19 protein-coding genes and 1 pseudogene are annotated in these 23695 nt (G+C 50.5%); 8 read left to right on the top strand and 12 right to left on the bottom strand.

Features of this window, described 5'->3' with window-relative positions; translation table 11 throughout:
* Positions 1-4 precede the first annotated feature (4 nt).
* The gene (exaC, locus tag M979_RS16480; RefSeq protein ID WP_034460449.1) at positions 5-1543 is read right to left on the bottom strand and encodes an acetaldehyde dehydrogenase ExaC; all 1539 of its coding nucleotides are present in this window, start codon (positions 1541-1543) and stop codon (positions 5-7) included.
* A 189-nt stretch (positions 1544-1732) separates the two neighbouring features.
* Here exaC and M979_RS16485 point away from each other — a divergent pair, with 189 nt between their 5' ends.
* Positions 1733-2602, top strand: a complete 870-nt coding sequence (locus M979_RS16485) for an ROK family protein (protein WP_034460450.1) — start codon at positions 1733-1735, stop codon at positions 2600-2602.
* Between the two features lie 179 nt (positions 2603-2781).
* Here M979_RS16485 and ompA read toward each other — a convergent pair whose 3' ends face one another.
* The 3 genes from ompA to M979_RS16500 all read right to left on the bottom strand — a co-directional run bounded on the left by ompA (position 2782) and on the right by M979_RS16500 (position 7674).
* Positions 2782-3831 carry a porin OmpA gene (gene ompA / locus M979_RS16490; RefSeq protein WP_064555667.1) on the bottom strand — a complete coding sequence of 350 codons (1050 nt, stop codon included), beginning with the start codon at positions 3829-3831 and terminating at the stop codon, positions 2782-2784.
* Between the two features lie 462 nt (positions 3832-4293).
* Entirely contained in the window at positions 4294-6261 is a 1968-nt protein-coding gene (locus M979_RS16495; protein ID WP_064555668.1) for a glycoside hydrolase family 127 protein, read from the bottom strand.
* A 9-nt stretch (positions 6262-6270) separates the two neighbouring features.
* Positions 6271-7674, bottom strand: a complete 1404-nt coding sequence (locus M979_RS16500) for an MFS transporter (protein ID WP_064555669.1) — start codon at positions 7672-7674, stop codon at positions 6271-6273.
* A gap of 243 nt (positions 7675-7917) precedes the next feature.
* On the opposite strand from M979_RS16500, the gene M979_RS16505 reads away from it, so the two are divergent.
* A complete protein-coding gene (locus M979_RS16505; protein ID WP_064555670.1) occupies positions 7918-8742 on the top strand; it encodes an AraC family transcriptional regulator in 825 nt (274 codons plus the stop codon).
* Between the two features lie 84 nt (positions 8743-8826).
* Here the strand turns inward: M979_RS16505 and wecA are convergent, their stop codons facing one another.
* Positions 8827-9930: a UDP-N-acetylglucosamine--undecaprenyl-phosphate N-acetylglucosaminephosphotransferase gene (gene wecA / locus M979_RS16510; RefSeq protein ID WP_064555671.1), complete on the bottom strand. Its 1104-nt coding sequence runs from the start codon at positions 9928-9930 to the stop codon at positions 8827-8829.
* Positions 9931-10377: 447 nt separating this feature from the next.
* On the opposite strand from wecA, the pseudogene M979_RS16515 reads away from it, so the two are divergent.
* A pseudogene (locus M979_RS16515) lies at positions 10378-10848 on the top strand (NUDIX hydrolase).
* Positions 10849-10891: 43 nt separating this feature from the next.
* Here M979_RS16515 and yajD read toward each other — a convergent pair.
* The 7 genes from yajD to hypA all read right to left on the bottom strand — a co-directional run bounded on the left by yajD (position 10892) and on the right by hypA (position 17162).
* Positions 10892-11239 (bottom strand): HNH nuclease YajD, encoded by a 348-nt coding sequence (yajD, locus tag M979_RS16520; RefSeq protein ID WP_034460453.1) that lies wholly within the window; start codon positions 11237-11239, stop codon positions 10892-10894.
* A 38-nt stretch (positions 11240-11277) separates the two neighbouring features.
* The gene (gene flhA, locus M979_RS16525) at positions 11278-13362 is read right to left on the bottom strand and encodes a formate hydrogenlyase transcriptional activator FlhA (protein ID WP_034460454.1); all 2085 of its coding nucleotides are present in this window, start codon (positions 13360-13362) and stop codon (positions 11278-11280) included.
* Between the two features lie 115 nt (positions 13363-13477).
* Positions 13478-14488: a hydrogenase expression/formation protein HypE gene (gene hypE / locus M979_RS16530; RefSeq protein WP_064555673.1), complete on the bottom strand. Its 1011-nt coding sequence runs from the start codon at positions 14486-14488 to the stop codon at positions 13478-13480.
* Between the two features lie 86 nt (positions 14489-14574).
* Positions 14575-15696, bottom strand: a complete 1122-nt coding sequence (gene hypD, locus M979_RS16535; protein WP_064555743.1) for a hydrogenase formation protein HypD — start codon at positions 15694-15696, stop codon at positions 14575-14577.
* On the bottom strand, positions 15696-15956 hold the full coding sequence (locus tag M979_RS16540) for a HypC/HybG/HupF family hydrogenase formation chaperone (protein ID WP_034460456.1): 261 nt from the start codon (positions 15954-15956) through the stop codon (positions 15696-15698). Before M979_RS16540 ends, hypD begins: the two co-directional genes overlap by 1 nt.
* Positions 15947-16810, bottom strand: a complete 864-nt coding sequence (gene hypB / locus M979_RS16545) for a hydrogenase nickel incorporation protein HypB (protein ID WP_034460457.1) — start codon at positions 16808-16810, stop codon at positions 15947-15949. The genes M979_RS16540 and hypB overlap by 10 nt, the downstream gene beginning before the upstream one ends.
* Positions 16803-17162: a hydrogenase maturation nickel metallochaperone HypA gene (gene hypA, locus M979_RS16550; RefSeq protein ID WP_034460458.1), complete on the bottom strand. Its 360-nt coding sequence runs from the start codon at positions 17160-17162 to the stop codon at positions 16803-16805. Before hypA ends, hypB begins: the two co-directional genes overlap by 8 nt.
* A gap of 817 nt (positions 17163-17979) precedes the next feature.
* Between hypA and hycA the strand changes: the two genes are divergently transcribed.
* The 5 genes from hycA (at position 17980) to M979_RS16575 (ending at position 23607) form a co-directional block, all read left to right on the top strand.
* Complete coding sequence (hycA, locus tag M979_RS16555; protein WP_034460460.1) at positions 17980-18435, top strand: formate hydrogenlyase regulator HycA; 456 nt, start codon at positions 17980-17982, stop codon at positions 18433-18435.
* 97 nt (positions 18436-18532) lie between these two features.
* Positions 18533-19138 carry a 4Fe-4S dicluster domain-containing protein gene (locus M979_RS16560; RefSeq protein WP_064555675.1) on the top strand — a complete coding sequence of 202 codons (606 nt, stop codon included), beginning with the start codon at positions 18533-18535 and terminating at the stop codon, positions 19136-19138.
* The gene (hycC, locus tag M979_RS16565) at positions 19135-20943 is read left to right on the top strand and encodes a formate hydrogenlyase subunit 3 (RefSeq protein WP_064555676.1); all 1809 of its coding nucleotides are present in this window, start codon (positions 19135-19137) and stop codon (positions 20941-20943) included. Before M979_RS16560 ends, hycC begins: the two co-directional genes overlap by 4 nt.
* A gap of 10 nt (positions 20944-20953) precedes the next feature.
* On the top strand, positions 20954-21880 hold the full coding sequence (locus tag M979_RS16570) for a respiratory chain complex I subunit 1 family protein (protein ID WP_034460464.1): 927 nt from the start codon (positions 20954-20956) through the stop codon (positions 21878-21880).
* A gap of 17 nt (positions 21881-21897) precedes the next feature.
* Positions 21898-23607 (top strand): hydrogenase large subunit, encoded by a 1710-nt coding sequence (locus M979_RS16575; RefSeq protein ID WP_034460465.1) that lies wholly within the window; start codon positions 21898-21900, stop codon positions 23605-23607.
* Positions 23608-23695 lie beyond the last annotated feature (88 nt).

A 23695-nucleotide genomic window follows, 5' to 3' on the forward strand; every position in this document is an offset into this window, starting at 1 on the left:
CATATCAGAACAACCCTAACGGCTTATCGGAATAACTCACCAACAGGCACTTGGTTTGCTGATAATGATCCAGCATCATTTTATGGGTTTCACGCCCGATACCGGATTGTTTATAGCCCCCAAACGCCGCATGCGCCGGGTAAGCGTGATAACAGTTAGTCCATACGCGCCCCGCCTGAATGCCACGGCCCATTTTGTAAGCCAGATTACCGTTACGACTCCAGACACCAGCGCCGAGGCCGTATTCGGTATCGTTCGCAAGCTCCAGTGCTTCTTCCACGGTTTTGAAGGTGGTCACGGCGAGCACGGGCCCGAAGATTTCTTCCTGGAAAACGCGCATATTATTTTTACCGAACAGAATGGTTGGCTCCAGGTAATAACCAGCTTTCAGATCCCCCTCCAGCGCTTTGCGGCGCCCGCCAGTCAGGACATCAGCCCCTTCTTTTTTACCGATATCGATGTAGTTCAAAATGGTTTCCATCTGCCCTTGTGACACTTGCGCTCCCATTTGGGTACGTGAGTCCAGAGGGTTGCCACTGCGGATAGATTCCACACGGCGAATCGCACGCTCCATAAAGCGTTCATAGATAGACTCTTGCACCAGTGCACGGCTTGGGCAGGTACAAACTTCCCCCTGGTTGAAGGCAAACAGAGCAAAACCTTCCAGTGCCTTGTCGAAAAATGCGTCCTCTTCGTCCATCACATCAGCAAAGAAGATATTTGGGGATTTACCACCCAATTCCAGCGTGACCGGGATAATATTCTGGGTCGCATACTGCATTATCTGCTGGCCCACCTCAGTGGAACCGGTAAACGCTACTTTGGCGATACGTTTGGAGGTTGCCAGATATTCACCGATTTCACCGCCAGCACCGTTCACTACGTTGATGACACCCGGCGGGAGTAAATCTCCCACCAACTCCATCAGCAGCAAAACTGACAATGGCGTTAAACGTGCTGGTTTCAGCACAATACAGTTACCCGCAGCCAGCGCCGGAGCCATTTTCCAACTCGCCATCAGCAGCGGGAAGTTCCACGGAATAATTTGTGCTACTACACCGAGCGGCTCATGGAAGTGATACGCCACAGTATCGCCATCAACTTCGCTGATACCGCCTTCTTGAGCGCGAATACAGGAAGCAAAATAGCGGAAATGGTCGATAGCCAGAGGCACGTCAGCACCGCTGGTTTCACGGATTGGTTTGCCGTTATCCCAGGTCTCAGCCGCCGCCAGCAGCTCAATATTTTGCTCCATACGATCGGCTATTTTCAGCAAAATATTGGCACGTTCCTGAACTGACATACCGCCCCAACCAGCTTTCGCTTCATGCGCTGCATCTAACGCTAAATCAATATCGCCTTTGCTGGAGCTGGCTATCTCGCACAGAGGTTGCCCGGTAACTGGGGTAAGGTTTTCGTAGTATTTTCCCTCGACAGGAGCTACCCACTGGCCGCCAATGAAGTTGTCGTAACGAGGTTTAAGCTTGAGCGGGAAACCATACTCGCCCGGGATAATTCGGGTATCGGGAGGATTATTTGTCATGTGAATCTCCTTGTCGGTTAGCACTCTCAAGCGTAGTCGCCAGCGGTGAATTCTTCGCCAATGTTTGAACGCTTTACGACACAGGTCACGGATTGGTTTTTCGCTGATTAAGAGTAATCAGCCTGCAGCTTATTGGTTTTGATACATACTTAAAGTTTACCTTTTCCCGTTTCGCTACAAGGATTGCTCATGCGCCTGTTTATAAGTTTCGATGTGGGCGGCACCCACGTTAAGCATGGTTTGTTCACTGAAGAGGGGGAGGTGCTGATCGCTGAAGAGTATGACACTCACTATGACCGCCAGCAGTTTCTGGATGCCTGGCAAAGTGTGGTGGCGGGCTATCGGCAGCATAATGAAATTGCCGGGATAGCCATCAGTTTCCCAGGTTATATCAACCCCCATACCGGCAATGTCCCCAAAGCCGGTGCGCTTGAGTTTCTTGATGGCTGCAATTTGCTGGAGATTTTTGGGGAACTGACTGACCTGCCAATTACCGTTGAAAATGATGCAAATTGTGCAGCCCTCGGCGAGATGTGGTTGGGGGCGGGCAATGAGTATGATTCGCTGGTCTGTGTAACGATTGGTACTGGCATTGGCGGTGGCATTATCGTAAACCGCGAATTGATGCGCGGTTCGCACTTTCGGGCCGGTGAATTTGGCGTCTTGCCGGTAGGACGATATGGCGAGGATATGCATCAGTTGGCGTCAGCCAAAGGGCTGATGGATGCATGCCGTCGTGAGATGAATATCCCGGCAGATGAGAAAATTCGCGGCCAGGATATATTTGCCCGAGCTGAAACAGATTTGCATATTCAGGGTGTTATCGACAACTGGGTGAAATACCTGGCGCGTGGGATTTATAGCGTTGTGTCGCTATTTGATCCTCAAGCGATTTTGCTGGGCGGCGGCGTCAGTACTCAGCCGATGCTGTACCCGATGCTTGAACGTCACCTGGAAGGGTTTAAGTTCTGGGATGTGCTTCAAGTGCCGATTCGCCCCTGCAAGCTGGGGAATAAAGCTGGCATGCTTGGCGCAGTCTGGCTGGCAAAACAGAAATAAAAAAAGCCCGACGAATGTGTCGGGCAACGGACGATTAATGAAATATTTCTTATAAACCTCTCATATATCGTGCCACATCGGAAAAATGCGCTTACATGCTTCCAGGGCGTGGCACGAAATAATCAAGGTAACTTCTTTCTGCACTTTCGGGATGAATTCACATTCTCAGGGGTGAATATTTACTGCTCGCCTGCAATCTCAACCACAACACGGCGGTCTGGAGCCAGGCAATCAATCAGTTGTGACTTAGGCATATCGTCTGCACAGGTGTTGCCGGTCACTGAATCATTTTCACCACGGCCTTCGGCACGTACATTCTGAGCAGGCAAACCTTGCGCTATCAGCGCATCAACAACCGCTTGTGCACGCTGAGCAGAAAGCTGCTGATTGTATTGCTCTGAGCCCAGGCGATCGCTGTAACCAACAACTGTTGTTGAGCTGTTTTTCGCCGCTTGCATATCCGGGCTGTTGTACAGCTGCTGTATTGCTGCGTGGCCTTCTGAAGTCAGCTCTGCAGAGTTAAAGCCGAACAACACATCTGATTTCAGGTTAAATTTTTTCACTTCTGGTGCTGTAACAACTGCCGCCGCCGGAACTACCGCCACTGGCGCGTCATCATGCTGACCAAAACGGTACACAACACCTGCGGATAACGAACTTACATCACTGCTAATACCAATCTGATTAGAGTTACCCACATTGCTTACCCACTGGTACTCCAGACGGCCAGCCCAGTTTTTGGTAAAGGCATATTCAGTACCGACTGCAGCTAATGGGCGCACGCCGGTTTCAAAATTGTTATCGCCCGCATTGTTGGTTTCTGCGCGGTAACCCATCGCACCAGCACGGCCATAAATATCCCAGTTATCCGTTAAACCGTAGCTTGCTTTCAGAGAAAGCTGCAGGCCCTGGCTTTTCATTTTTGCGCCAGCGACACCATTGTTGCCGCTAATACCCATGTTGCCGAGGTAGTCGTACCCACCTTCAACAGCCAACCATGGAAGCACCTGGTAACCTGCAAACACACCGCCGCTGGTGTTGTCTTTATCGAAATCGAAATCGGTGGCATTGCTTGCGTTATCGCTGAAGCCTTTGTTGCCGCTCACATCAAAATAATGCGACCAGCCCATTTTTGCGCCGCCATACCATGTGTTCGCGTCTGCCGCAGCAAATACGTTAGAAACAGCGCAAGCATTCAGCACGATTAAAGCCACAAGAGTCTTTTTCATATATTCCCTAACATATCCCATATCTGAGCAAACGACTCAGAATTAAACTGCCATAAGTTTGTCGAACGGAATAATAGGAAAGCAGCTCATTAAATTGAACTTATAATTAGTTTATTTTTAAACTAAAAATATTTACACATCACCAGCGCACAATAGAATAAATTAATTAACAAAAAAATAAAAATAATATATAGTTATTAAACAACAACCAAATTTATAATTAAACAAATTATCTCTGGACAACCTTTCTTTTAATATTTATTATTTGCTATTATCACACCAACAATTACACATTAAAAACCTTTAAAATACCTCTTCGTAAATGTTCTGTGCCGATATCAATATCAATCAAGATTCGATGTGATTAAGGGTGAAATTGAAACCGTGCTGGCTAAACGCGAGCCTGAAACAGGTACAAGATCGCCGGGATCTCTTTATCATAGAGATCCCGACTTAATCCGCTTACTCGCCATTCACCCAAATTCGCATTTCCCCTTCCCCACGGTTCGCCCAACTAAACCATGGAATAAAGGTGAGCTTTTTCGGCTCGGCTTTCACCGGTGATTTATCATAGTGATACAGTACCTGCTGGTCAGCTTGCTCACTTGCCATCCGTAACCCATCAGCCTGAATCAGCACCTTATGCGCGAAAATACCTTTCCCTTCAAGCAGGCTAAATGTGCTCTCCTTTGGCAGCCATAGGTTATGCAACTCTGCGCCGTTATCCGCTTCTTCCAGGCAATACACCAGTGGGCCGCGCTGCACCGCAACTTTCCCGGCGACATGGCGCAGTAATGGATTGCCATAAACGCGACGAACCGGCATCGGTAATGTCAGGCTGATGCGATCACCTTCCTGCCACTCGCGGTTAAGATGCAGATAGCCTTTGCGTACGTCACCAATGCAAGTTTCGCCATTGAGCAACACTTGCGGGTTTTCGCACCAGTCCGGCAGACGCAGCGCCACGGTATGTTGCATCGCCTGCGGTGATATCACGATGATATCGACCTGCTCATTCCAGGGGTAGTTACCACTGATTTTTAGGTGCAGTTCTTGCTCACCCACCGATACAGCCATTTCGTTACCGACATACAGATGCACATAGAGCGCGTCCGGTTGCGGCGTGTAAATGTAATGGCCGAGCGAAGTCAGCACGCGCGCTATATTTGGCGGGCAGCAGGCGCAGCCAAACCAGCGCTGGCGAACCGGTTTTACATGGTCGTATATGTGATTGAAGGCGAGTGTTTTCGGATGGACTTCCAACGGATTCACGTAGAAGAAGTGCTTGCCATCAAGCGCCATTCCGCCAAGCACTGTGTTGTATAGCGCACGCTCCATCACATCGGCAAAACGACTATCGGCCTCCATTTGCAACATACGGCGGGCATACATCATCAAACCGATAGAGGCACAGCTTTCAGCATAGACCGTGTCGTTTGGCAAATCGTAATCCGAGCTAAACGCCTCCCCGCTGCTTTGCGAACCAATACCGCCTGTGATGTACATCTGGCGTTGGACCATGTTGTCCCACAAGCGCAGGCAGGTCTGACGTTTTTCTTCGTCTTTATGTAAGCGCGCAAGATGTGCAACACCCGCCATCAGGTAGACAAAACGTACAGCATGGCCAATTGCAGTTTGCTGGAGCGCTAGCGGTTCATGCGCCTGGCTATATGCTTTGTCTTTTACCATCCATGCTGGGCCATGAATGTTCCAGTGCGAGGTACGTCCACGTTTTGCATATTCGATATCGTAGAAATGCGGCTGTGTTCCACGTTCCTCAACAAAATAATTCACCAGGTCTAAGTAGCGCTGGTTGTCTGTAACTTCATACAAACGCATCATTGCCAGCTCTATTTCCGGGTGGCCGGGATAACCGTGGAGCTGGTTTTCGCCTGGACCAAACACGCTGTCGATATGATCAGCCAGACGACAAACCACATCCAGTAGACGGCGTTTTCCTGTTGCCTGGAAGAACGCAACGCCCGCTTCAATCATGTGCCCCGCGCAGTAAAGCTCATGACACTCGGCAAGATTAGTCCAACGCTCCGCTGGTGCTTTTACGGTGAAATAGGTATTCAGATAACCATCTTCACACTGCGCCGCCTCGACCAGTTCGATAACCTCGTCAGCAGTTTTTTCAAGCTCGGTATCCGGCTTCTGGCACAGTGACCATGCCACCGCCTCCAGCCATTTCGCCACATCGCTATCCTGGAAAACCATGCCGTAGAACTCGCCGTCTTTACGGCCTGCTGCTATCTCAAAGTTTTCGATAGCATGACTTGGGTCAGCCTCTGTAATGCGATCGTTTAAGGCATCCCATTGATATGGAATAACCACATCACGCACCAGGCGTTGATACTGTCCCAAAAATGCATCGGTTACTTTAAGTTTGTGCAGGTCAACTTCCTGTAATACTTCTGGCTGATTCATAAAAACTCCTCAGGCGGTCTGGACATGGCGCTGACGTAAGTCAGTGGAAATTCTCGCCATCATTGGATTATTTAAACGGCAACGGCGAATCGCCAGTGCCAATAATAAGTGGAATGCTGCTGGTAGCAGGGTTTCCAGCGCAGTAATGCCTTGTAGCGAAGCATGTGTCTGGTGTTCGAGTCCTGGCTTATAGGCAACGAATATAAAGACCAGACTTAAGATCCCAGCACTTGCCGCCCAGGCGAGTTTGATAAAGAACAGATTAAAGGCGAAGTTCATGCCTGATGAGCGCACACCATTTTTCCACTCACCGTAATCGTCAGCAAAGGCCATGATGGAAAAGTGCAGTGGTAAGGTAAAACCAAGAATGATGCCGTTAACGAGAATCACCAGTAACCACAGCGTCTGGAAAGATGGGCCGGTAGGCAGAAGCCACATCCCAGCTGCCAGCACTGCCAGCACGAGATTGGTGTAGTAGTAAAGCTTTACGGTGTCGAAGCGCTTGGCCAGTGGATTGACAATTACCGCACCGAGAATGGAGGCGAAGGTCACCATGGTGAAGAACAGCGAAGCAAACCCGGCGCTGCCTTGCAGCACATAAGTGATGAAGTACATGTAACCGCCGCCTCTGAGGTTAAACACGTTAATCAGCAGGAATGACATCACCAGACTCAGTAATAACTGGTCGTTTTTACGCAGGCCTGCCAGGTGTTCACGTAAAGTAAATTTACCCATCAGCGCCAATGGCACTTGCTCGCGGACCCAGAAGAAGCAGCACAGGAACATCACGACCGCGATCGTGCATAAAATACCGACTCCCATCTGGTAGCCTTTTACAGCATTGCCCTGGCCGATGATTTCCACCAACCATGGAAGGCCAACTGAAACCAGAAAGCCTGCAACCCCACAAAGTACAAAGCGCCAGGACTGGCAGGAGATGACCTCATCATGGCGCGTTGTCATGGTGTTGATCAGTGCACAGTAAGGAACGTTAATCGCGGTATAACCGACAGAAAGTAAAAGATAAGTGCCGAATGCCCACAGGATTTTCATATTGGCACTTAGATCAGGCACAGTGAACGTCAGCACGCCGATTACGCCAATCGGCACCGCTATCCACAACTGCCACGGACGAAAACGCCCAAATCGGCTTTGCGTGCGGTCAGCAAGAATGCCCATCAGCGGGTCGGAAACGGCGTCAAAGACGCGCAGAGCGATAAATAATGTCCCAACAATTGCGGGGGTTAATCCAAATACATCCGTATAGAAATAAGTCAGGAAGTTCATGATTAAGCAGGTAATTACGGTACCGCCTGCATCACCCAATCCGTAACCTATTTTCTCGCGTATCGAGAGTCTGTCATTTAAAGCCGAAGTCACAATATCAGTATTATTTATAGGGGTAGAGGTCATGATTTACGCCTCGCATCATCTTCGGGTTAGAAACCGGGAATTGTTATTGTTGTATTTGCAAAGTACCCGCTTAATTCTGCACAGCATTTAAACACCAACAAGGCGAGAGAAAAGTATAAAAAGATGACGATTCCGACCTGAGGATAAAACTGTGAAGGAGATCGCCAAATACCATCACCAATTCCTCCATAAGGTTTATTTTATCTACACTACGTCAGAAACAGGAACTGGGGGATTTAATAATTGCTTGATTTAAAAGTATCTTTACCAATATCCGTACAAAACGGCGGTCTGTTCATTTCGCGTGGTGTAGGGAGTCATCCGCAGCGGAAACTGGACTCTTGGGAAATGATTTTCGTTGAAAAAGGGACACTTACGATCCGCGAAGATGACACACTATTTAGTGTTAAGGCAGGAGAAAGCTTATTACTTTGGCCACATCGTAAACATGTAGGAGTTGGAACTTTCCCGGCTGATTTAAAATTCTACTGGCTACATTTTGAAGTTAATTCACAATACTGCACAAAGTCAGACCTTCGAGCATCGTTAATATCGTTACCACAACATGGGAAAGTCCTTAACCCACAATATGTTATTTCTTTATTTCGCCAGTTTTTAAGCGAACAAGAAGCAATCCCTCGAAGCAGTGCATTGGAATTAATTTCATTGCTAATCATGCAGCAACTTTCCGTAGCGGTGAATGATAACCCTCAACCAGATAACAGCGGTGTTGCGCTGGCATACAAAGCCCAGCAACTCATTCGCACGCAATTTCATCTGCCAATTTCTACCTCAATGCTCGCCAGACAATTATATTGCAACGCAGATTATCTCGGCCGCGTTTATCGCCAGACATTTCAGCTAACCATTACCGAAGCCATTCACCGCCAGCGTGTATTAAGCGCAGAGAAAATGCTTATTACTGACTCCTGCACTCTGAGCGAGGTTGCCGAACGCTGCGGGTTCCAGGACGTGGGGTATTTCAGAAAAGTGTTTCGTAAGGCGATGGGGTTAACACCGGTAGCATGGAAGCGACGTTATTGTAAGGTGCATATTAATTCGGATTGATCATGAATAGTGATGGATACTTTACCCAAATACTAAAGGTACAAAACTCAGTAATTCTGGGTTTTGTACCTGAAATTCGATGAATTATTGGTTCCCGGTTGGTATATCGGCACTAGCTGCAACGTTATATTGCTGACCAATTTTTGCTCTCAAATCTGGATTACGTTTTTGGAGCTTATTATTTACCACTAAATAACCGGTAAACAAGCCAAGGAATACAGCCAGAGAGAACCACTCTGCAACATCAAGTTGGGAAAGTACAATCCCGAAACCAGCAAATACTGCGGTGAGCAGAGTCATGACCAGCACAGTCTGGCGACCCGTTAACCCACTACGCATTAAGATATGATGTAAATGATCGCGGTCAGGATGGAAAGGGCTATGTCCACGGCGCAGGCGACGCACCATGATAGTCACCATATCCATCAGCGGCAGAGCTATTACCCACAGAGCCGTAACGGGAGCCATCACAGCTTCACCACCCTGGCTACCTAGCATCACAAGCCATAGCATCGTAAAACCAATTACCATGCTTCCAGCATCACCCATAAATACTTTAAAGCGCTTCTTCCCTATTAACCCCATGTTGAACATTAAATAAGGGATTAAGGCAACAATCATCAAGAAACACCACGTCGCGAGCAAATGTGAACCCGCAAGCAGGAAGACCACCATCAAAGCCGCAAAAGTTGCACTAGCAACGGAACCAAGTAGGCCATCAACGCCATCAACCATATTAAAAGCATTGATTGCAGCCCAGGTTGCGAAAAGCGTTACCAGGTAGCCGACTGGGCCGAGCACTAATTCGTTCCCGCCCAGTACATGGCCAAGTGTCTGAAGATATAAACCATCAACCATAATCACAGCTGCAGACAAGGCCTGGATAAATACGCGTGGTATCACCGGTAAGTCAAAACGATCATCGGCAATACCGACAAACAGCAGTAGTGAGATGCTCACTAAGTAAGGGAGAAAATGTGTTTCTGTGTACGGTAGAACTTCAGGCCAAAACAGGAAGAAAACCACTATGGCACTGTAGAAAGATATCCCACCAACTAAAGGGATTTCCCCCTTGTGTTGCTTACGCCCACCGGGTTTATCAACCAAACCACACTTCAGGGCAAGCTGGCGAGCGATAAGGAGGGCAGTCATCGCAGTTAAGAACATAATGATAACTTCTTTACTCATGGCAAGACCTTATTTCTTTTTAGCAAAGTTGCCCCTATGGAGATGTAGACATTTCCGCGTAGTATTAGAGAAAATCATTTAATGTGTATGTCCGGCACAATGGCCATACATGTTATTAACATAGGATAAATACGAAAGTGCCTCCATTCTATTACGTCTAAATTTTCAGGTCAAAGTCATAATGCTTTACAGGCACGAGCATGAAATATGTTTAGTTACGTTACTATTTTTCCTGTTACTTTATATTATTCAAATAAAACAATATGTTAAACATCACCCTTATATTATTCATTGTTTATTAAAATCACCCATACATTATATTTCTTAAAGTCATAAAATAACTAACATAGATTTTTTCTTGTGTTTTTTTATTCATGCACATCGATATATCTTAATAATGAAAAAATTTAACTCTCCAGCTGTGATCTGGAATGCAGGGATAAACAAATGAAGACTCGCACGCGCCCTTCATCTCGCTTACTCATCCTAAATAATAGCGGTGCGGTACTGCTGTTTCGTTTTTCTCATCGTGACGATGCACTGGAAGGAAAGGTTTATTGGGCAACGCCCGGAGGCGGCCTTGAAGCCGGTGAATCATTTGAACAAGCAGCCATTCGCGAACTACACGAAGAAACCGGCCTCGTGAGGCTTGAATGCGGGCCATGTGTTGCACAACGCACATTCACAATGCAACTGCCGAGTGGAGAAACCGTAAAGGCAGACGAGCGTTTTTATGTCATCAATGCATCTGAAAATGAGCTTTCACAAGCGGGCTGGAGTGAAAACGAAAAACGGGTGATAAGCCAACAAAAATGGTGGACGTAATCAGAATTACTAGAGACTGACGAGGTGATATTCCCGGAGGGACTGACAACGATTTTGGAGGATTTAGTAGATGATGAAAAATCAGAGAGTTAAAAATGGAAAAGGTGGGCTACCGTGAAGCTTGCCCACCTGATGCCTACTTCTTCTTATTAAGCATCGACTTTAAATCTGCAAACGGATTGTAGGTCGCTTCGCCCACATCTTTTTGGGCATCTTCGCCCGCGACTACGGTTGTGCCGTATTGGTCAGCCTCGGTGTACTTTGAGTGCTCATGATCGTGGCAATACAGGCACAGAAGTTCCCAGTTGCTACCATCTTCCGGGTTATTGGTGTGGTCGTGATCGATATGGTGAACCGTCAGCTCGCGCAAGTTGGAGTAAACAAACTCACGCGAACAACGCCCGCACACCCACGGATAGATCTTTAATGCTTTCTCACGATAGCCGCTTTCCAGCCGCGTGTAGTTTTTCGGGATAAGTGCCATGGTTGATACCTGGTAGAAAATATAGGGTTATAACTAGTTTATATCCCCTCTTTATCAATCCCCAAGCGCTTCATACGCGAAAGCAAGGTTGTGCGTTTTAATCCCAATCGCTGTGCTGCGCCACGTGGGCCTGCAACCACACCGTTAGTCTCTTTCAACACACGCAAAATTCTCTGTGCCTCATCTTCACCTTCACGAAACTCTTCACTTGCCACCATCTGCATCGGTTTTTCTTCTGGCTGGAGATACTCCATTTCAGGCAAGGAAAGATGCAGCACATTGCCGCGGGTTAACAACACCGCGCGTTCAATCACGTTCTCCAGCTCACGCACGTTACCCGGCCAATCCATACGGCTCAGGGCACGCAGGGTTTCAGCAGGAATACTGTCGATATTGCGGTTCATGCGATGAGCAATTTTGAAGGTGAAAGATTTCACCAACAGCGGAATATCTTCCGGACGTTCCCGCAGTGGCGGCAACATAATAGGGAACACATTCAGGCGATAATAGAGATCGCTTCGGAATTCACGCTCATTCACCATCTCTTTCAGATTACGGTTGGTGGCGGCAATCAGGCGTACATCGACCTGCTGAACTTTATTGCTGCCAAGGCGCTCAAATTCCTGCTCCTGTAACACGCGCAGAAGCTTGGGCTGTAACTCCAGTGGCATATCACCAACTTCATCAAGGAACAGCGAGCTTTTATCTGCCAGTTCAAAACGCCCGATACGCTGAGTGTTTGCGCCGGTAAATGCACCGCGCTCATGTCCAAACAAGTCGCTTTCCAGCAAACCAGCCGGCATCGCCGCACAGTTAATTTTCACCATACGACGGCTGTTGCGCTCGCTCAGATTGTGAATGGCTCGAGCGATCAGCTCTTTACCCGTACCTGTTTCTCCCAGAATCAACACGGTACTGTCGCTTTTCGCCACCATTTCAACCTGTTTGAGCACATTCGACATCACGTCGCTGCGGCCAATAATCTCACCAAAATCACTGGCAACATTATTGATTTGCTCGGTGAGATAGAGGTTCTCATCCACCAGATTTTCTTTCAGGCGATTAATTTCCTGGTACGCCAGCGCGTTATCAACCGCGATGGCGATACGCTCCGCTATCTGGCGCAGAAGTTTGAGGTTTTGCGGCGTGAACACGCCCGCCTCGCACTGTGCCAGTTTTAAAACACCGAGCATGTTGTTGCCGAAAGTCAGCGGCAGCAAGCACAGGGTCTGGATTTGGTTACCCCACATTTCAAACAACATACGCTCGTAGGGCGCAAGTTGATCACCGTGATGCAGATTCAATAGCAGCATTTCACCGCTTTTGAATACCCGTTCAGAAAGTGTCCCGGCTAAAGCGACATCACTCTGATCGTGGATTGGCGACTGTTCTTTCACAAAATGGGTGGAATAGACGGTAAGGCGATCTTTGCGGTTTCCGCGTAGCACGATACTTATCGAGTCTATCGAGAAATAGTGATGAATCTCGTTGCCGATTTCGCTTATCAGTTCATCAAGATCGAGCTTAGAAAGTACCGCGTTTGTTACTGCAACCAGGATACGGAAATCGTCACGTTCGCGGCACAGTTGTTGGTAACCAAGGTTTGAGTCGATACGGTTCTGGATTTGTTCCGCAGCCAGAGCCACAACATGGGCCAGGGTATGCATGCGGTTGAGTTCTTTATCCGTCCACGCGATATCGTTGTCGCGAATAAATTCGCAGCCACCAAAGATTTTCCCTTCTGCGGCCAGCGGCAGCAGACAGTAACGGCCAAAAGGTGCGTATAACTCAAGGTTCATCACCTGCGGCCAGGTATCATTGAACTCTTCCTGCGTACAAATCAGCGCTTCCGGGCGCGAAAGCACACGCCGCACCGGCCCATTGGCCAGTACCATTTCATCTTCGTAATGCAGTTCTTTGCCGTGTTTGTCCATGCCATAGAAGGCCACGCGCTGATGTAGCGGATGATAAAGCAGAATATTCACTCTGTTCGCCAGCGCACCTTGTTCCGCCAATTGAGTCAGGCAATTGGCAAGCGCCGGGAGATCAGGTTGCTGCAACAAGGTACGCGTAATATCGAATAGACCCTGCTGCCCGAGATCGCTCATCGGTGTGTATGGCATTTTGCTTATCCAAAAAATAGACCCGGTAAATTACCGGGTAGGGAATATGTTTATCATACAATTGGCGCTCAACGCTTAGTGTAGCCAGGGCGGTACACAGCGCTCTTGGCTTAGGTCAACAAATGCGTGGTAGCGGCTCTGAATGCGGCAAGTCTAATGTCCGTTTTACACCATATAGCCCGGTGACACGTACTCCTTTACGTTCTACTACATCACCAATAATTGCCGCATCTCTCCCTAAAGGATGAGCACGCAGTGCAGTAAGCACCGCTTCAGCAGATTCGCGCTGTACTGCGATAACCAGTTTACCTTCGTTGGCAAAATTAAGCGCATCAAGACCAAGCAATTCACAAACACCACGCACCGCTGGGTTTAACGGCAGCTGGCTTTCAGCCACTTCCATTCCACAACCACACGACGCGGCAAACTCATGCAGTACAGCATTCACGCCGCCGCGCGTCGCATCGCGCAGCGCTTTAACGCCGGGAATATTCAGCAGTGGAACGATTAGTGGTGCCAGCACCGCGCAGTCACTGACCAGCGCACCTTCAAGCCCCAGCGATTCACGCAGGTTAAGGATAGTCGCTCCGTGGTCGCCCAGCGTTCCGCTGACGATCAACACATCGCCAGCGCTAATTTGCTGTGCGCCCCAGTTCAGGCCCGTAGGAATCGCACCAATCCCCGCCGTGTTGATAAACAGTTTATCTGCCGCGCCACGCTGCACGACTTTGGTATCACCGGTAACCACCGCGATGCCCGCCGCTTTTGCGGTAGCCGCCATACTGGTAACCACATGCTCCAGCGTTTCAAGCGGCAATCCTTCCTCAAGGATAAACCCGCACGATAACCAGCGCGGGGTTGCACCACTGACTGCTACGTCGTTTGCCGTCCCGCAAATGGCTAACTTACCGATATCACCGCCGGGGAAAAAGAGTGGGTCGATAACATAGCTGTCGGTTGAAAATGCCAGGCGATCGCCACTGGCGGTCAGTTCAGCCAGCGGTAAACGTGCCTGATCTTCTTGCTCAGCAAGCCAGGGATTATCAAACGCCTGCATAAACAAGTCTGCTACCAACTTTTGCATTGCCTGGCCGCCGCTGCCGTGGGCGAGTTCGATAGTTTTCATGATTTTTACCTGTGTCGGATGACGCTGCGCTTATCCGACCTACACGCTAATCGTAGGGTGGATAAGCGCAGCGTCATCCACCATTTTTAGACTTCAGATTCCTGGCTGCGATATTGATACCAGGCAGCACATGCCCCTTCAGATGACACCATCAGTGCGCCAAAGGCATTTTGTGGATTACAGGTTTTACCAAACATCGGACATTGATGCGGTTTGCAGCGCCCGGTGAGCACATCGCCACAGCGGGCAAGCGGGTCGTCATACACCTGTTGCGGTGCAGGTTTAAAATGCTCTTCCGCATCAAACTGACGATAGTCATCGGTGAGCAGCACGCCGGAATCGCTGATAGTACCAAGCCCCCGCCATTCAGCATCACCACGCACGGTAAAGACGTCTGCAATAGATTCCTGCGCAAGTCTATTACCGGCATCCGGCACCACACGTTTGTATTGGTTTTCCACCTTACTGTGTTGATGGATTTTTTGCTCCACCAGCATCACTACGCCTTGCAGCAAATCCAGTGGTTCAAAACCGGCAACCACCAGCGGACGCTGATGCTCGGTGGCAATAAAGTCATAGGCTTCAGTGCCAATCACCATACTGACGTGGCCAGGAGCCAGGAAAGCATCAATGCCGTTATCCGGCTGCTCCAACAAACTACGCAACGTTGGAATAAGCGTAATGTGCTGACAGAAAAAGTAAAAATTATTGATACCCTGCGCTTTCGCCTGTTTGAGCGTAATAGCAGTGGTCGGCATCGTTGTTTCAAAACCGAGGCCAAAAAATACCACTTTGCGGTCCGGGTTCTGGCTTGCAATTGCGAGAGCGTCCATTGGCGAGTAAACCACACGCACATCCGCGCCACGCGCTTTCGCCTGCATCAGTGAACCGTTTTTACCCGGCACACGCATCGCATCGCCAAAAGTGCAAAAAATGACTTCCGGGTGGCTGGCGATTTCGATACAGGCATCAATGCGGCCCATCGGTAACACACAGACCGGGCAGCCCGGGCCATGGATAAACTCAATGTTTTCTGGCAGCAGTTGGTCAAGGCCAAACTTAAAGATAGCGTGAGTATGCCCGCCACAGACTTCCATAATGCGCAGCGGGCGCTCGGCGGTGTAAGTTAGTTTTGGCGCACGCTCACGCAGCACATCAATAAGCTGCATGACTTTTTCTGGCGCGCGGTATTCGTCAACAAAATGCATCATCCGCGTTCTTCCCCAAACAGCAGGCCGCCAACATCGGGCTCCACTTCGAACATGTTTTGCAGGGCATCTAAAGTGTCGCGGGCTTCGGCTTCATCAATAATCGCCATCGCAAAACCAACATGAACCAGCACCCACTGGCCGATTTGCGCATCGCCCACCAGCATCAGGTTTACATCGCGTTTGATACCACACACATCTACTTTGGCGCTGCCGTCTGGCAGTTTTTCAACAATTTGGCCCGGAATGCCTATGCACATCGTTGTGTCTCCAGCCAGTTAAGCCACTCATCCATACCTTCTCCGCTAGTCGCAGAAACCAGCAGGATTTCAATATTCGGATTCACCTGGCGGGCATAGTCGAGGCACTTATCAACATCGAACTGCAAATAGGGCAGCAGGTCGATTTTATTGAGCAGCATTAACGAAGAGGCGGCAAACATATGCGGATACTTCAGCGGCTTGTCTTCGCCCTCAGTCACCGAAAGTACCGCCACTTTATGGCGTTCGCCGAGATCAAAGCTCGCCGGGCACACCAGGTTGCCGACGTTCTCAATAAACAGAATCCCGTTACGCTCAAGCGGCAGTCGTTGCATGGCATCGCGAATCATCTGCGCGTCAAGATGGCAGCCTTTACCGGTATTCACCTGAATCGCTGGCGTGCCGGTGGCGCGAATCCGGGCGGCGTCGTTCACGGTTTGCTGGTCGCCTTCAATTACGGCGCAAGATACACGCCCGTGCAGACGTTTTAAGCTTTCAGTCAGCAATGTGGTTTTGCCGGAACCCGGGCTTGAAACCAGGTTCAGCACCAGTTGTTGCTGTTTGGCAAACTGCTCACGGTTATAAGCGGCGAGCTGGTTATTTTTATCCAGCACGTTAAGTTCGATTTCCAGCATACGGCGCTGGGTCATACCCGGCGCATGAGTGCCTGCAGCACCGTGACCATAATGCAGATCGCCCTGCTCGTCTGCAGTTGGGGCAAATTTGACGCCGGTGATTTGCATCGTTGCGCGTGCTGCTGGCGCGAAAGGTGCGCTACGGAAACCAGAGTGCGGATTGCGCTCGTCGCCTTCTATATACAAGTTGCCTTCAGCGCAACCACAAGTACTACACATGATTCGTCTCCTCCACTTCCAGACGCTTAATCTGCACGCCATCATCTGCCACTACGCGTAAATTGCTGCCTTCACACAGCGGACAGCGCCGCACCAGCTGAGTTAATAAGGTGATGTGTTGCTGGCAGTCGTAGCACCAGCACTCCGCTTCTTGCTGATGAATGTGAAGCTGGCAGCCTTCAGCTAATGTGTCGCGGCACACTAGTTCGAAACAGAACTCCAGCGCACTTTGCTCAACGCATGAGAAAGCGCCCACTTCCAGCCAAACACCTGTGACGCGAGTAGCGCCGTGCTGGCGGGCTTGAGCTTCAATGAGTTCCAGTGCGCGTTGGCAGAGGGTGATTTCGTGCATATTGCCTCCGGGGATATCTGGGGAGAGTAATGCAAGGATGATGCCAGGAATTTGGCACTTGCCGTTGAGGGAGGTTAATTAGGTATGGTTGTGTTCCGTTCACCCGTAAGTTCTGCGTTCCTTTATAACTTTGCTAACGGTGAACGTGTCAGGGGGATTACGGCATCCCCTGACAACCCCGCCGCCCGGTTTTAAATTGCCGCTGCGCGGTAAACCCCAGCTTATCCCCAACGTTCACGGTCGTTCGCGACTCGCTCCCGGCGATCGCTCTCTTTCGCTGCTCCCGGCAGCTCAACCCTGACTTATGGGGAACACTGGGGCAATTTATACCGGGAACAGGGTCAAAACCGGCTCAGTGTCGTCTTTAGCCTTTGACGTTGACCTTTGATTCCGGCTTCAATCGCCTCCATTTTGACTTTAAGGCCGGGTCGAGCCGTCGGGAACGGCGAGAGGTTGTGATCGCCGGGAGCGAGTCACAACCGACCCTGGGACTGAAAGGAAAAACGGAGGTTTACTGCGAAGCAGCGATTGATTTACCGGACGCCTGGATTATCAAGGGGTTGGCGTTAACCCCTTGATACGTTCACCGTTCACTAATATATGTGGGAGCGGATAACTGTCGGGTGAACGGAAAATCACCAGTCCAGGCATAAGCATAAACAACTCTGTCACTCCCCCGTCAAACATGACGAAATGACATGTCATTCCTGTGGCTATTTGCACCTTATTAATACAAAAACCAATTATTTCAATGCAATACAATATTGGCACGAAACGTGCTCTGTAGACGCAACAGCAAAAACAGAGTGATTTAATAATGAACATTTGGGAACTGAGCGAAAAAGCCGAATACATTGCCGACAAGCACCAACGCTTGCTCACGCAGTGGCAACATTACTGCAATAGCTTGATTCAGGGCATCACCCTTTCTAAAGCGAAACTGCATCACGCCGTAGGGTGCAATCCTGATGATTCCCTGCGCTTCTTCTTATTTGACCATTTCGTCATTCACGTACGCCTCGCCGAAGGCTTCAACAGCCACACCATCGAGTACTACGTTGAGAAGCGTAACGGTGAAGATAGAGTCTTGATTGCTAAAGCAATCCTCGATGACGAAGGCCGCGTAGACAACAGCATCAACAACCGTAGCCGCGACGATGTGCTCGATCATTACCTCGAAAAAATTCGCCCGGTATACGAAAGCCTGTACAGCGCGGTTAACACCGATACCCCGGTATCGATGGGACAGCTGCAACAAAGCGCCCAGGCCTGATAGCCATGTTGGGTGTCGAAAACTGTCGAAACGACAGCCTTCGGCACGGTTTCGTCAAAAATGATGATAATGATCTGCCTTCTTTAAGGATGACTTGGTGAACCGCTTTATAATCGCCGACTCCAAACTTTGCATGGGTTGCCATACCTGTGAGGCGGCTTGCTCTGAAACGCACCGTCTGCATGGCCTGCAATCCATGCCTCGCCTGAAAGTGATGCGTGACGCGAATGATTCCGCGCCGCAAATGTGCCATCAGTGCGAAGACGCGCCTTGTGCAGGCGTCTGCCCGGCTAATGCCATCACCCGCATCAATGGTGCGGTGCAGCTCAATGAAAGCCTGTGCGTAAGCTGCAAACTGTGCGCTATTGCCTGCCCATTCGGCTCTATCGAATTCTCCGGCAGCCGCCCGATTCATATTCCGGCAAATGCTAACAGCCCGAAAGCGCCACCTGCGCCTCCGGCACCTGCTCGCGTCAGTACGCTTATTGACTGGGTGCCAGGTGTTCGCGCCATCGCTGTGAAATGCGACCTGTGCAGTTTCGATGAAGATGGCCCGGCGTGTGTTCGCACCTGCCCAACCAAAGCTTTGCGCGTGGTTGATAACAACGACATTGCCAAATCAAGCAAACGTAAACGTGAACTGACTCTGGGCGCGACGCTTGGCGATCTCACTGCGTTTACCCAGCCAGAGGTAAAAAAATGAGTGCTTTTATCCTGATTCATTGGGCGCTGATGGGCTTTGTGCTGAGTGCAGTTCTGGCAGGTGTCACGGCATTTAATAAACCGCTGAGCGGCTTTATTGCCGGGCTTGGTGGCGCGATAAGTTCGGTTCTGGTGCTGATTGCTGGTTTTGATGCGTTAACCGGGTTTAGCGGTATGGCGCAAATCTGGCAGCTGCATCTACAGCTCAACGCCTTTAACGGCATATGGCTGGTGACGTTGGGTCTGCCTGGTTTGTTTATCTCTCTGTTTAATATCGACTGGCATCGTCACCACGCCGTTAAAGCTAATGGCTTGCTGGTGAACCTGGTGATGGCCGCAGCGGTGGCAGCACTGGTCGCAGATAACCTCGGCATGTTAGTTGTGCTGGCGGAAATCGTTGCTTTGAGCGGCTACTTCCTGACAGGCTGCCAGAAGTCCGGGCAGTTGTGGTTTGCACTGGGTCGTCTCGGCACCGTGCTGCTGGCGGTCGCATGCTGGTTGCTGTGGAAGCAATACGGCACGCTCAGTTATGCCGAATTGCATCTGATGACCAACGGCGCGCCGATTAGCTCTGTTATCTGGCTGCTGGGTCTGGTTGGTTTTGGTTTGCTGGCAGGCATTATCCCGCTTCACGGTTGGGTACCTCAGGCACACGCCAACGCTTCGGCTCCGGCTGCTGCATTATTCTCAGCCGTAGTACTGAAAATTGGACTCTACGGCATCATGAGCTTCTCGCTCATCAGTAACACAATGCCGCTGTGGTGGGGTGTTCTGGTCGTCATTCTTGGGATGATTACAGCGTTTATCGGCGGCCTGTATGCGCTGATGGAACACAATATCAACCGTCTGCTGGCTTATCACTCCCTTGAGAATATCGGCATTATTCTGCTCGGCCTGGGCTGCGGCATGATGGGACTTGCGCTGAATGAATCCACGCTGGTTGCACTCGGTATGATTGGCGGCCTGTATCACCTGTTCAACCATAGCGTATTCAAAACCACGTTGTTCCTTGGCGCAGGCGCAGTCTGGTTCCGCACTGGTCATCGCGACATCGAAAAACTGGGTGGTATCGGCAAGCGTATGCCACTGATTTCCATTGCCATGCTGGTCGGTTTAATGGCAATGGCAGCACTGCCTCCGCTCAACGGTTTTGCTGGCGAATGGGTCATTTACCAGTCCTTCTTCCACCTTGGCACCTTGCCGCTGTTTATCGCACGCTTCTTAGGTCCATTGCTGGCTGTAGGTCTGGCGATTACCGGCGCACTGGCCGTGATGTGTATGGCGAAGGTTTATGGCGTCACCTTCCTGGGTGCACCTCGCACACCAGAGGCTGAAAATGCTACCTCTGCACCGTTCCTGATGAGCCTGAGTGTGGCTGCACTTGCGGCATGTTGTGTGATTGCAGGTGTTGCGGCTCCATGGCTGATTCCGCTGTTGCAGAATGCCATTCCTCTGCCGCTGCAAACCGCGAACACCACCGTTTCACAACCGATGATCACCCTGCTGCTGATTGCCAGCCCGCTGTTGCCATTCATTCTGATGGTGATTTTCCGTGGTGACCGCCTGCCAAATCGCACACGCGGCACGGCATGGGTCTGCGGTTACGACCACGAACAAGCAATGGTCATTACTGCGGGTGGTTTTGCTCAACCCGTCAAAGCGGCGTTCGCGCCACTGCTGAAACTACGCAAAACCCTGAACCCGGTGAAATGGGTACCAGGCTGGCAGTGTGATTGCCTTGCCGGTACGTTCCGTCGCCTGGCAATGATCGAACTGGCCGTGTTGCTGGTTGCGGTTTGCGCTTAAGGAGCCTGAGATGAATACCATTTTCTTTTCGTTAATTCAGGCGCTGGTGTTATTTGCCGTCGCGCCACTGTTATCCGGTATTACTCGTGTCACTCGCGCCCGCATGCACAATCGCCGTGGGCCTGGCGTGATGCAGGAATATCGCGACCTGTTCAAATTGCTTGGTCGCCAGAGTGTTGCACCAGCCGCCTCAGGTTGGGTGTTCCGTCTGATGCCGTTTGTGATGGTTGGCGTAATGCTGACGATAGCCACCGCGCTGCCGGTGGTAACGCTGTATTCGCCACTGCCGTCACTTGGTGATTTGATAACGCTTATCTATCTGTTCGCCATTGCGCGTTTCTTCTTTGCCATTGCAGGCCTGGATACCGGTAGTCCGTTTACTGGTATCGGTGCCAGCCGTGAAGCGATGCTCGGTGTACTGGTTGAGCCAATCCTGATTCTGGGACTGTGGGTTGCAGCGCAAGTCGCTGGTAGCACACACATCAGCAATATCGCCTCCACTATCTACCACTGGCCAACTGCACAAAGCTTAACGCTGATTCTGGCGCTCGCCGCCTGTGCCTTCGCCACCTTTATCGAAATGGGCAAACTGCCATTCGACCTCGCAGAGGCTGAGCAAGAGTTGCAGGAAGGGCCATTGACCGAGTACAGCGGCGCAGGTTTTGCCGTGCTGAAATGGGGGATTTCCCTCAAGCAATTGGTCGTGTTGCAGATGTTCGTTGGCGTGTTCCTGCCATGGGGCCAGATGAGCGAATTTAGCTGGGGCGGCCTCGTCATTGCGCTGGTTCTGGCGGCAGTAAAATTGGTGCTTGGCGTGCTGATTATCGCGCTGTTTGAAAACAGCATGGCGCGTTTACGGATGCTGGAAGCCTCAACAGTTACCTGGGCCGGTTTTGGCTTTGCCTTTTTAGCCTTCGTCTCCTTGCTGGCGGCGTGATTTAAGAGAATTTATCAATGTCTGAAGAAAAGATTGGCCAACATTATCTCGCCGCTTTGCATAAGCAGTTTCCTCATGCGGTGATCGACGAAGCGTGGCAAACCAAAGATCAAATCACTGTCACCGTGAAGCTCAACATGCTGCCAGAAGTGGTGGAGTGGCTTTACTACCAACAAGGCGGCTGGTTATCCGTATTGTTCGGCAACGATGAGCGTCAACTGTGCGGAAACTATGCCGTTTATTACGTACTTTCCATGGAAAGCGGCGTGAAATGCTGGATTACCGTGCGCGTAGAAGTCGACGCCGACAAACCAGAATTCCCATCCGTTACACCGCGTGTACCTGCGGCTGTATGGGGTGAGCGTGAAGTGCGTGATATGTACGGCCTGCAACCTGTTGGCCTGCCAGATGAGCGCCGTTTAGTGCTGCCAGATGATTGGCCAGATGACCTGTATCCGCTGCGTAAAGACAGCATGGATTACCGTCAGCGCCCTGCTCCAACCAGCGATCAGGAAACTTATCAGTTCATTAATGAGCTGGGCAGCAAGAAAAACAACGTAGTGCCAATTGGCCCACTGCACGTCACCAGCGATGAACCAGGCCACTTCCGCCTGTTCGTTGATGGCGAAAACATTATCGACGCCGATTACCGTCTGTTCTACGTGCACCGTGGCATGGAAAAACTGGCTGAAACCCGCATGGGTTACAACGAAGTCACCTTCTTGTCTGACCGCGTATGTGGCATCTGTGGCTTCGCCCACAGCACGGCGTACACCACGTCAGTTGAGAATGCGATGGGCATCGTAGTCCCGGAACGCGCCCAGATGATCCGCGCCATCTTGCTGGAAGTTGAACGCCTGCACAGCCACCTGCTGAACCTCGGCCTGGCCTGTCACTTTGTTGGCTTCGACTCCGGCTTCATGCAGTTCTTCCGCGTACGTGAGATGTCCATGAAAATGGCAGAGATCCTCACCGGTGCCCGTAAGACTTACGGACTGAACCTGATCGGCGGGATTCGTCGCGATCTGCTCAAAGACGACATGATCCAGACGCGCCAGCTCGCACAGCAAATGCGCCGCGAAGTGAAAGATCTGGTCGATATTCTGATGAGCACGCCAAACATCGAGCAGCGCACCGTCGGCATTGGCCGCCTCGACCCGCAAATCGCTCGTGATTTCAGTAACGTCGGTCCAATGGTTCGCGCAAGTGGCCACGCTCGTGACACCCGCGCCGATCACCCGTTTGTCGGTTACGGCTTGCTGCCAATGGAAGTTCATAGCGAGACAGGTTGCGATGTGCTGTCGCGCCTGAAAGTGCGTATCAATGAAGTCTATACCGCGCTGAATATGATTGATTTCGGCCTCGATAACTTGCCTGGTGGCCCGCTGGCTGTTGACGGTTTCACCTATATTCCAAACCGTTTTGCACTCGGTTTCTCTGAAGCACCGCGTGGCGATGATATTCACTGGTCAATGACCGGTGATAACCAGAAGCTTTACCGCTGGCGCTGCCGTGCGGCGACCTACGCCAACTGGCCGACTCTGCGTTACATGCTGCGTGGCAACACCGTTTCTGATGCGCCATTGATCATCGGTAGCCTCGATCCTTGCTACTCATGTACTGACCGCATGACGATTGTCGATGTGCGTAAGCGCAAGACCAAAGTGGTGCCGTACAAAGAGCTTGAGCGCTATAGCATTGAGCGCACTAATTCGCCGCTGAAATGATTTTGATGCCTTCCCGCCGGCTTACAAATTTTACGCGTAGGTCGGATAAGCGTAGCGCCATCCGACGCAAAAACGGCCGGGAGGCAAA

The organism is Buttiauxella noackiae ATCC 51607, assembly GCF_001654865.1.
In the GTDB taxonomy this organism is placed as follows: Bacteria; Pseudomonadota; Gammaproteobacteria; order Enterobacterales; family Enterobacteriaceae; genus Buttiauxella; species Buttiauxella noackiae.

Coding starts and splice junctions, on each gene's coding strand:
- M979_RS16540 (WP_034460456.1), bottom strand. CDS start 15,956: ATGTGCATAGGCATTCCGGGCCAAATTGTTGAAAAACTGCCAGACGGC.
- hypB (WP_034460457.1), bottom strand. CDS start 16,810: ATGTGTAGTACTTGTGGTTGCGCTGAAGGCAACTTGTATATAGAAGGC.
- hypE (WP_064555673.1), bottom strand. CDS start 14,488: ATGAAAACTATCGAACTCGCCCACGGCAGCGGCGGCCAGGCAATGCAA.
- hycC (WP_064555676.1), top strand. CDS start 19,135: ATGAGTGCTTTTATCCTGATTCATTGGGCGCTGATGGGCTTTGTGCTG.
- ompA (WP_064555667.1), bottom strand. CDS start 3,831: ATGAAAAAGACTCTTGTGGCTTTAATCGTGCTGAATGCTTGCGCTGTT.
- M979_RS16500 (WP_064555669.1), bottom strand. CDS start 7,674: ATGACCTCTACCCCTATAAATAATACTGATATTGTGACTTCGGCTTTA.
- M979_RS16485 (WP_034460450.1), top strand. CDS start 1,733: ATGCGCCTGTTTATAAGTTTCGATGTGGGCGGCACCCACGTTAAGCAT.
- wecA (WP_064555671.1), bottom strand. CDS start 9,930: ATGAGTAAAGAAGTTATCATTATGTTCTTAACTGCGATGACTGCCCTC.
- hycA (WP_034460460.1), top strand. CDS start 17,980: ATGAACATTTGGGAACTGAGCGAAAAAGCCGAATACATTGCCGACAAG.
- M979_RS16575 (WP_034460465.1), top strand. CDS start 21,898: ATGTCTGAAGAAAAGATTGGCCAACATTATCTCGCCGCTTTGCATAAG.
- hypD (WP_064555743.1), bottom strand. CDS start 15,696: ATGCATTTTGTTGACGAATACCGCGCGCCAGAAAAAGTCATGCAGCTT.
- yajD (WP_034460453.1), bottom strand. CDS start 11,239: ATGGCACTTATCCCGAAAAACTACACGCGGCTGGAAAGCGGCTATCGT.
- M979_RS16495 (WP_064555668.1), bottom strand. CDS start 6,261: ATGAATCAGCCAGAAGTATTACAGGAAGTTGACCTGCACAAACTTAAA.
- hypA (WP_034460458.1), bottom strand. CDS start 17,162: ATGCACGAAATCACCCTCTGCCAACGCGCACTGGAACTCATTGAAGCT.
- M979_RS16570 (WP_034460464.1), top strand. CDS start 20,954: ATGAATACCATTTTCTTTTCGTTAATTCAGGCGCTGGTGTTATTTGCC.
- exaC (WP_034460449.1), bottom strand. CDS start 1,543: ATGACAAATAATCCTCCCGATACCCGAATTATCCCGGGCGAGTATGGT.
- flhA (WP_034460454.1), bottom strand. CDS start 13,362: ATGCCATACACACCGATGAGCGATCTCGGGCAGCAGGGTCTATTCGAT.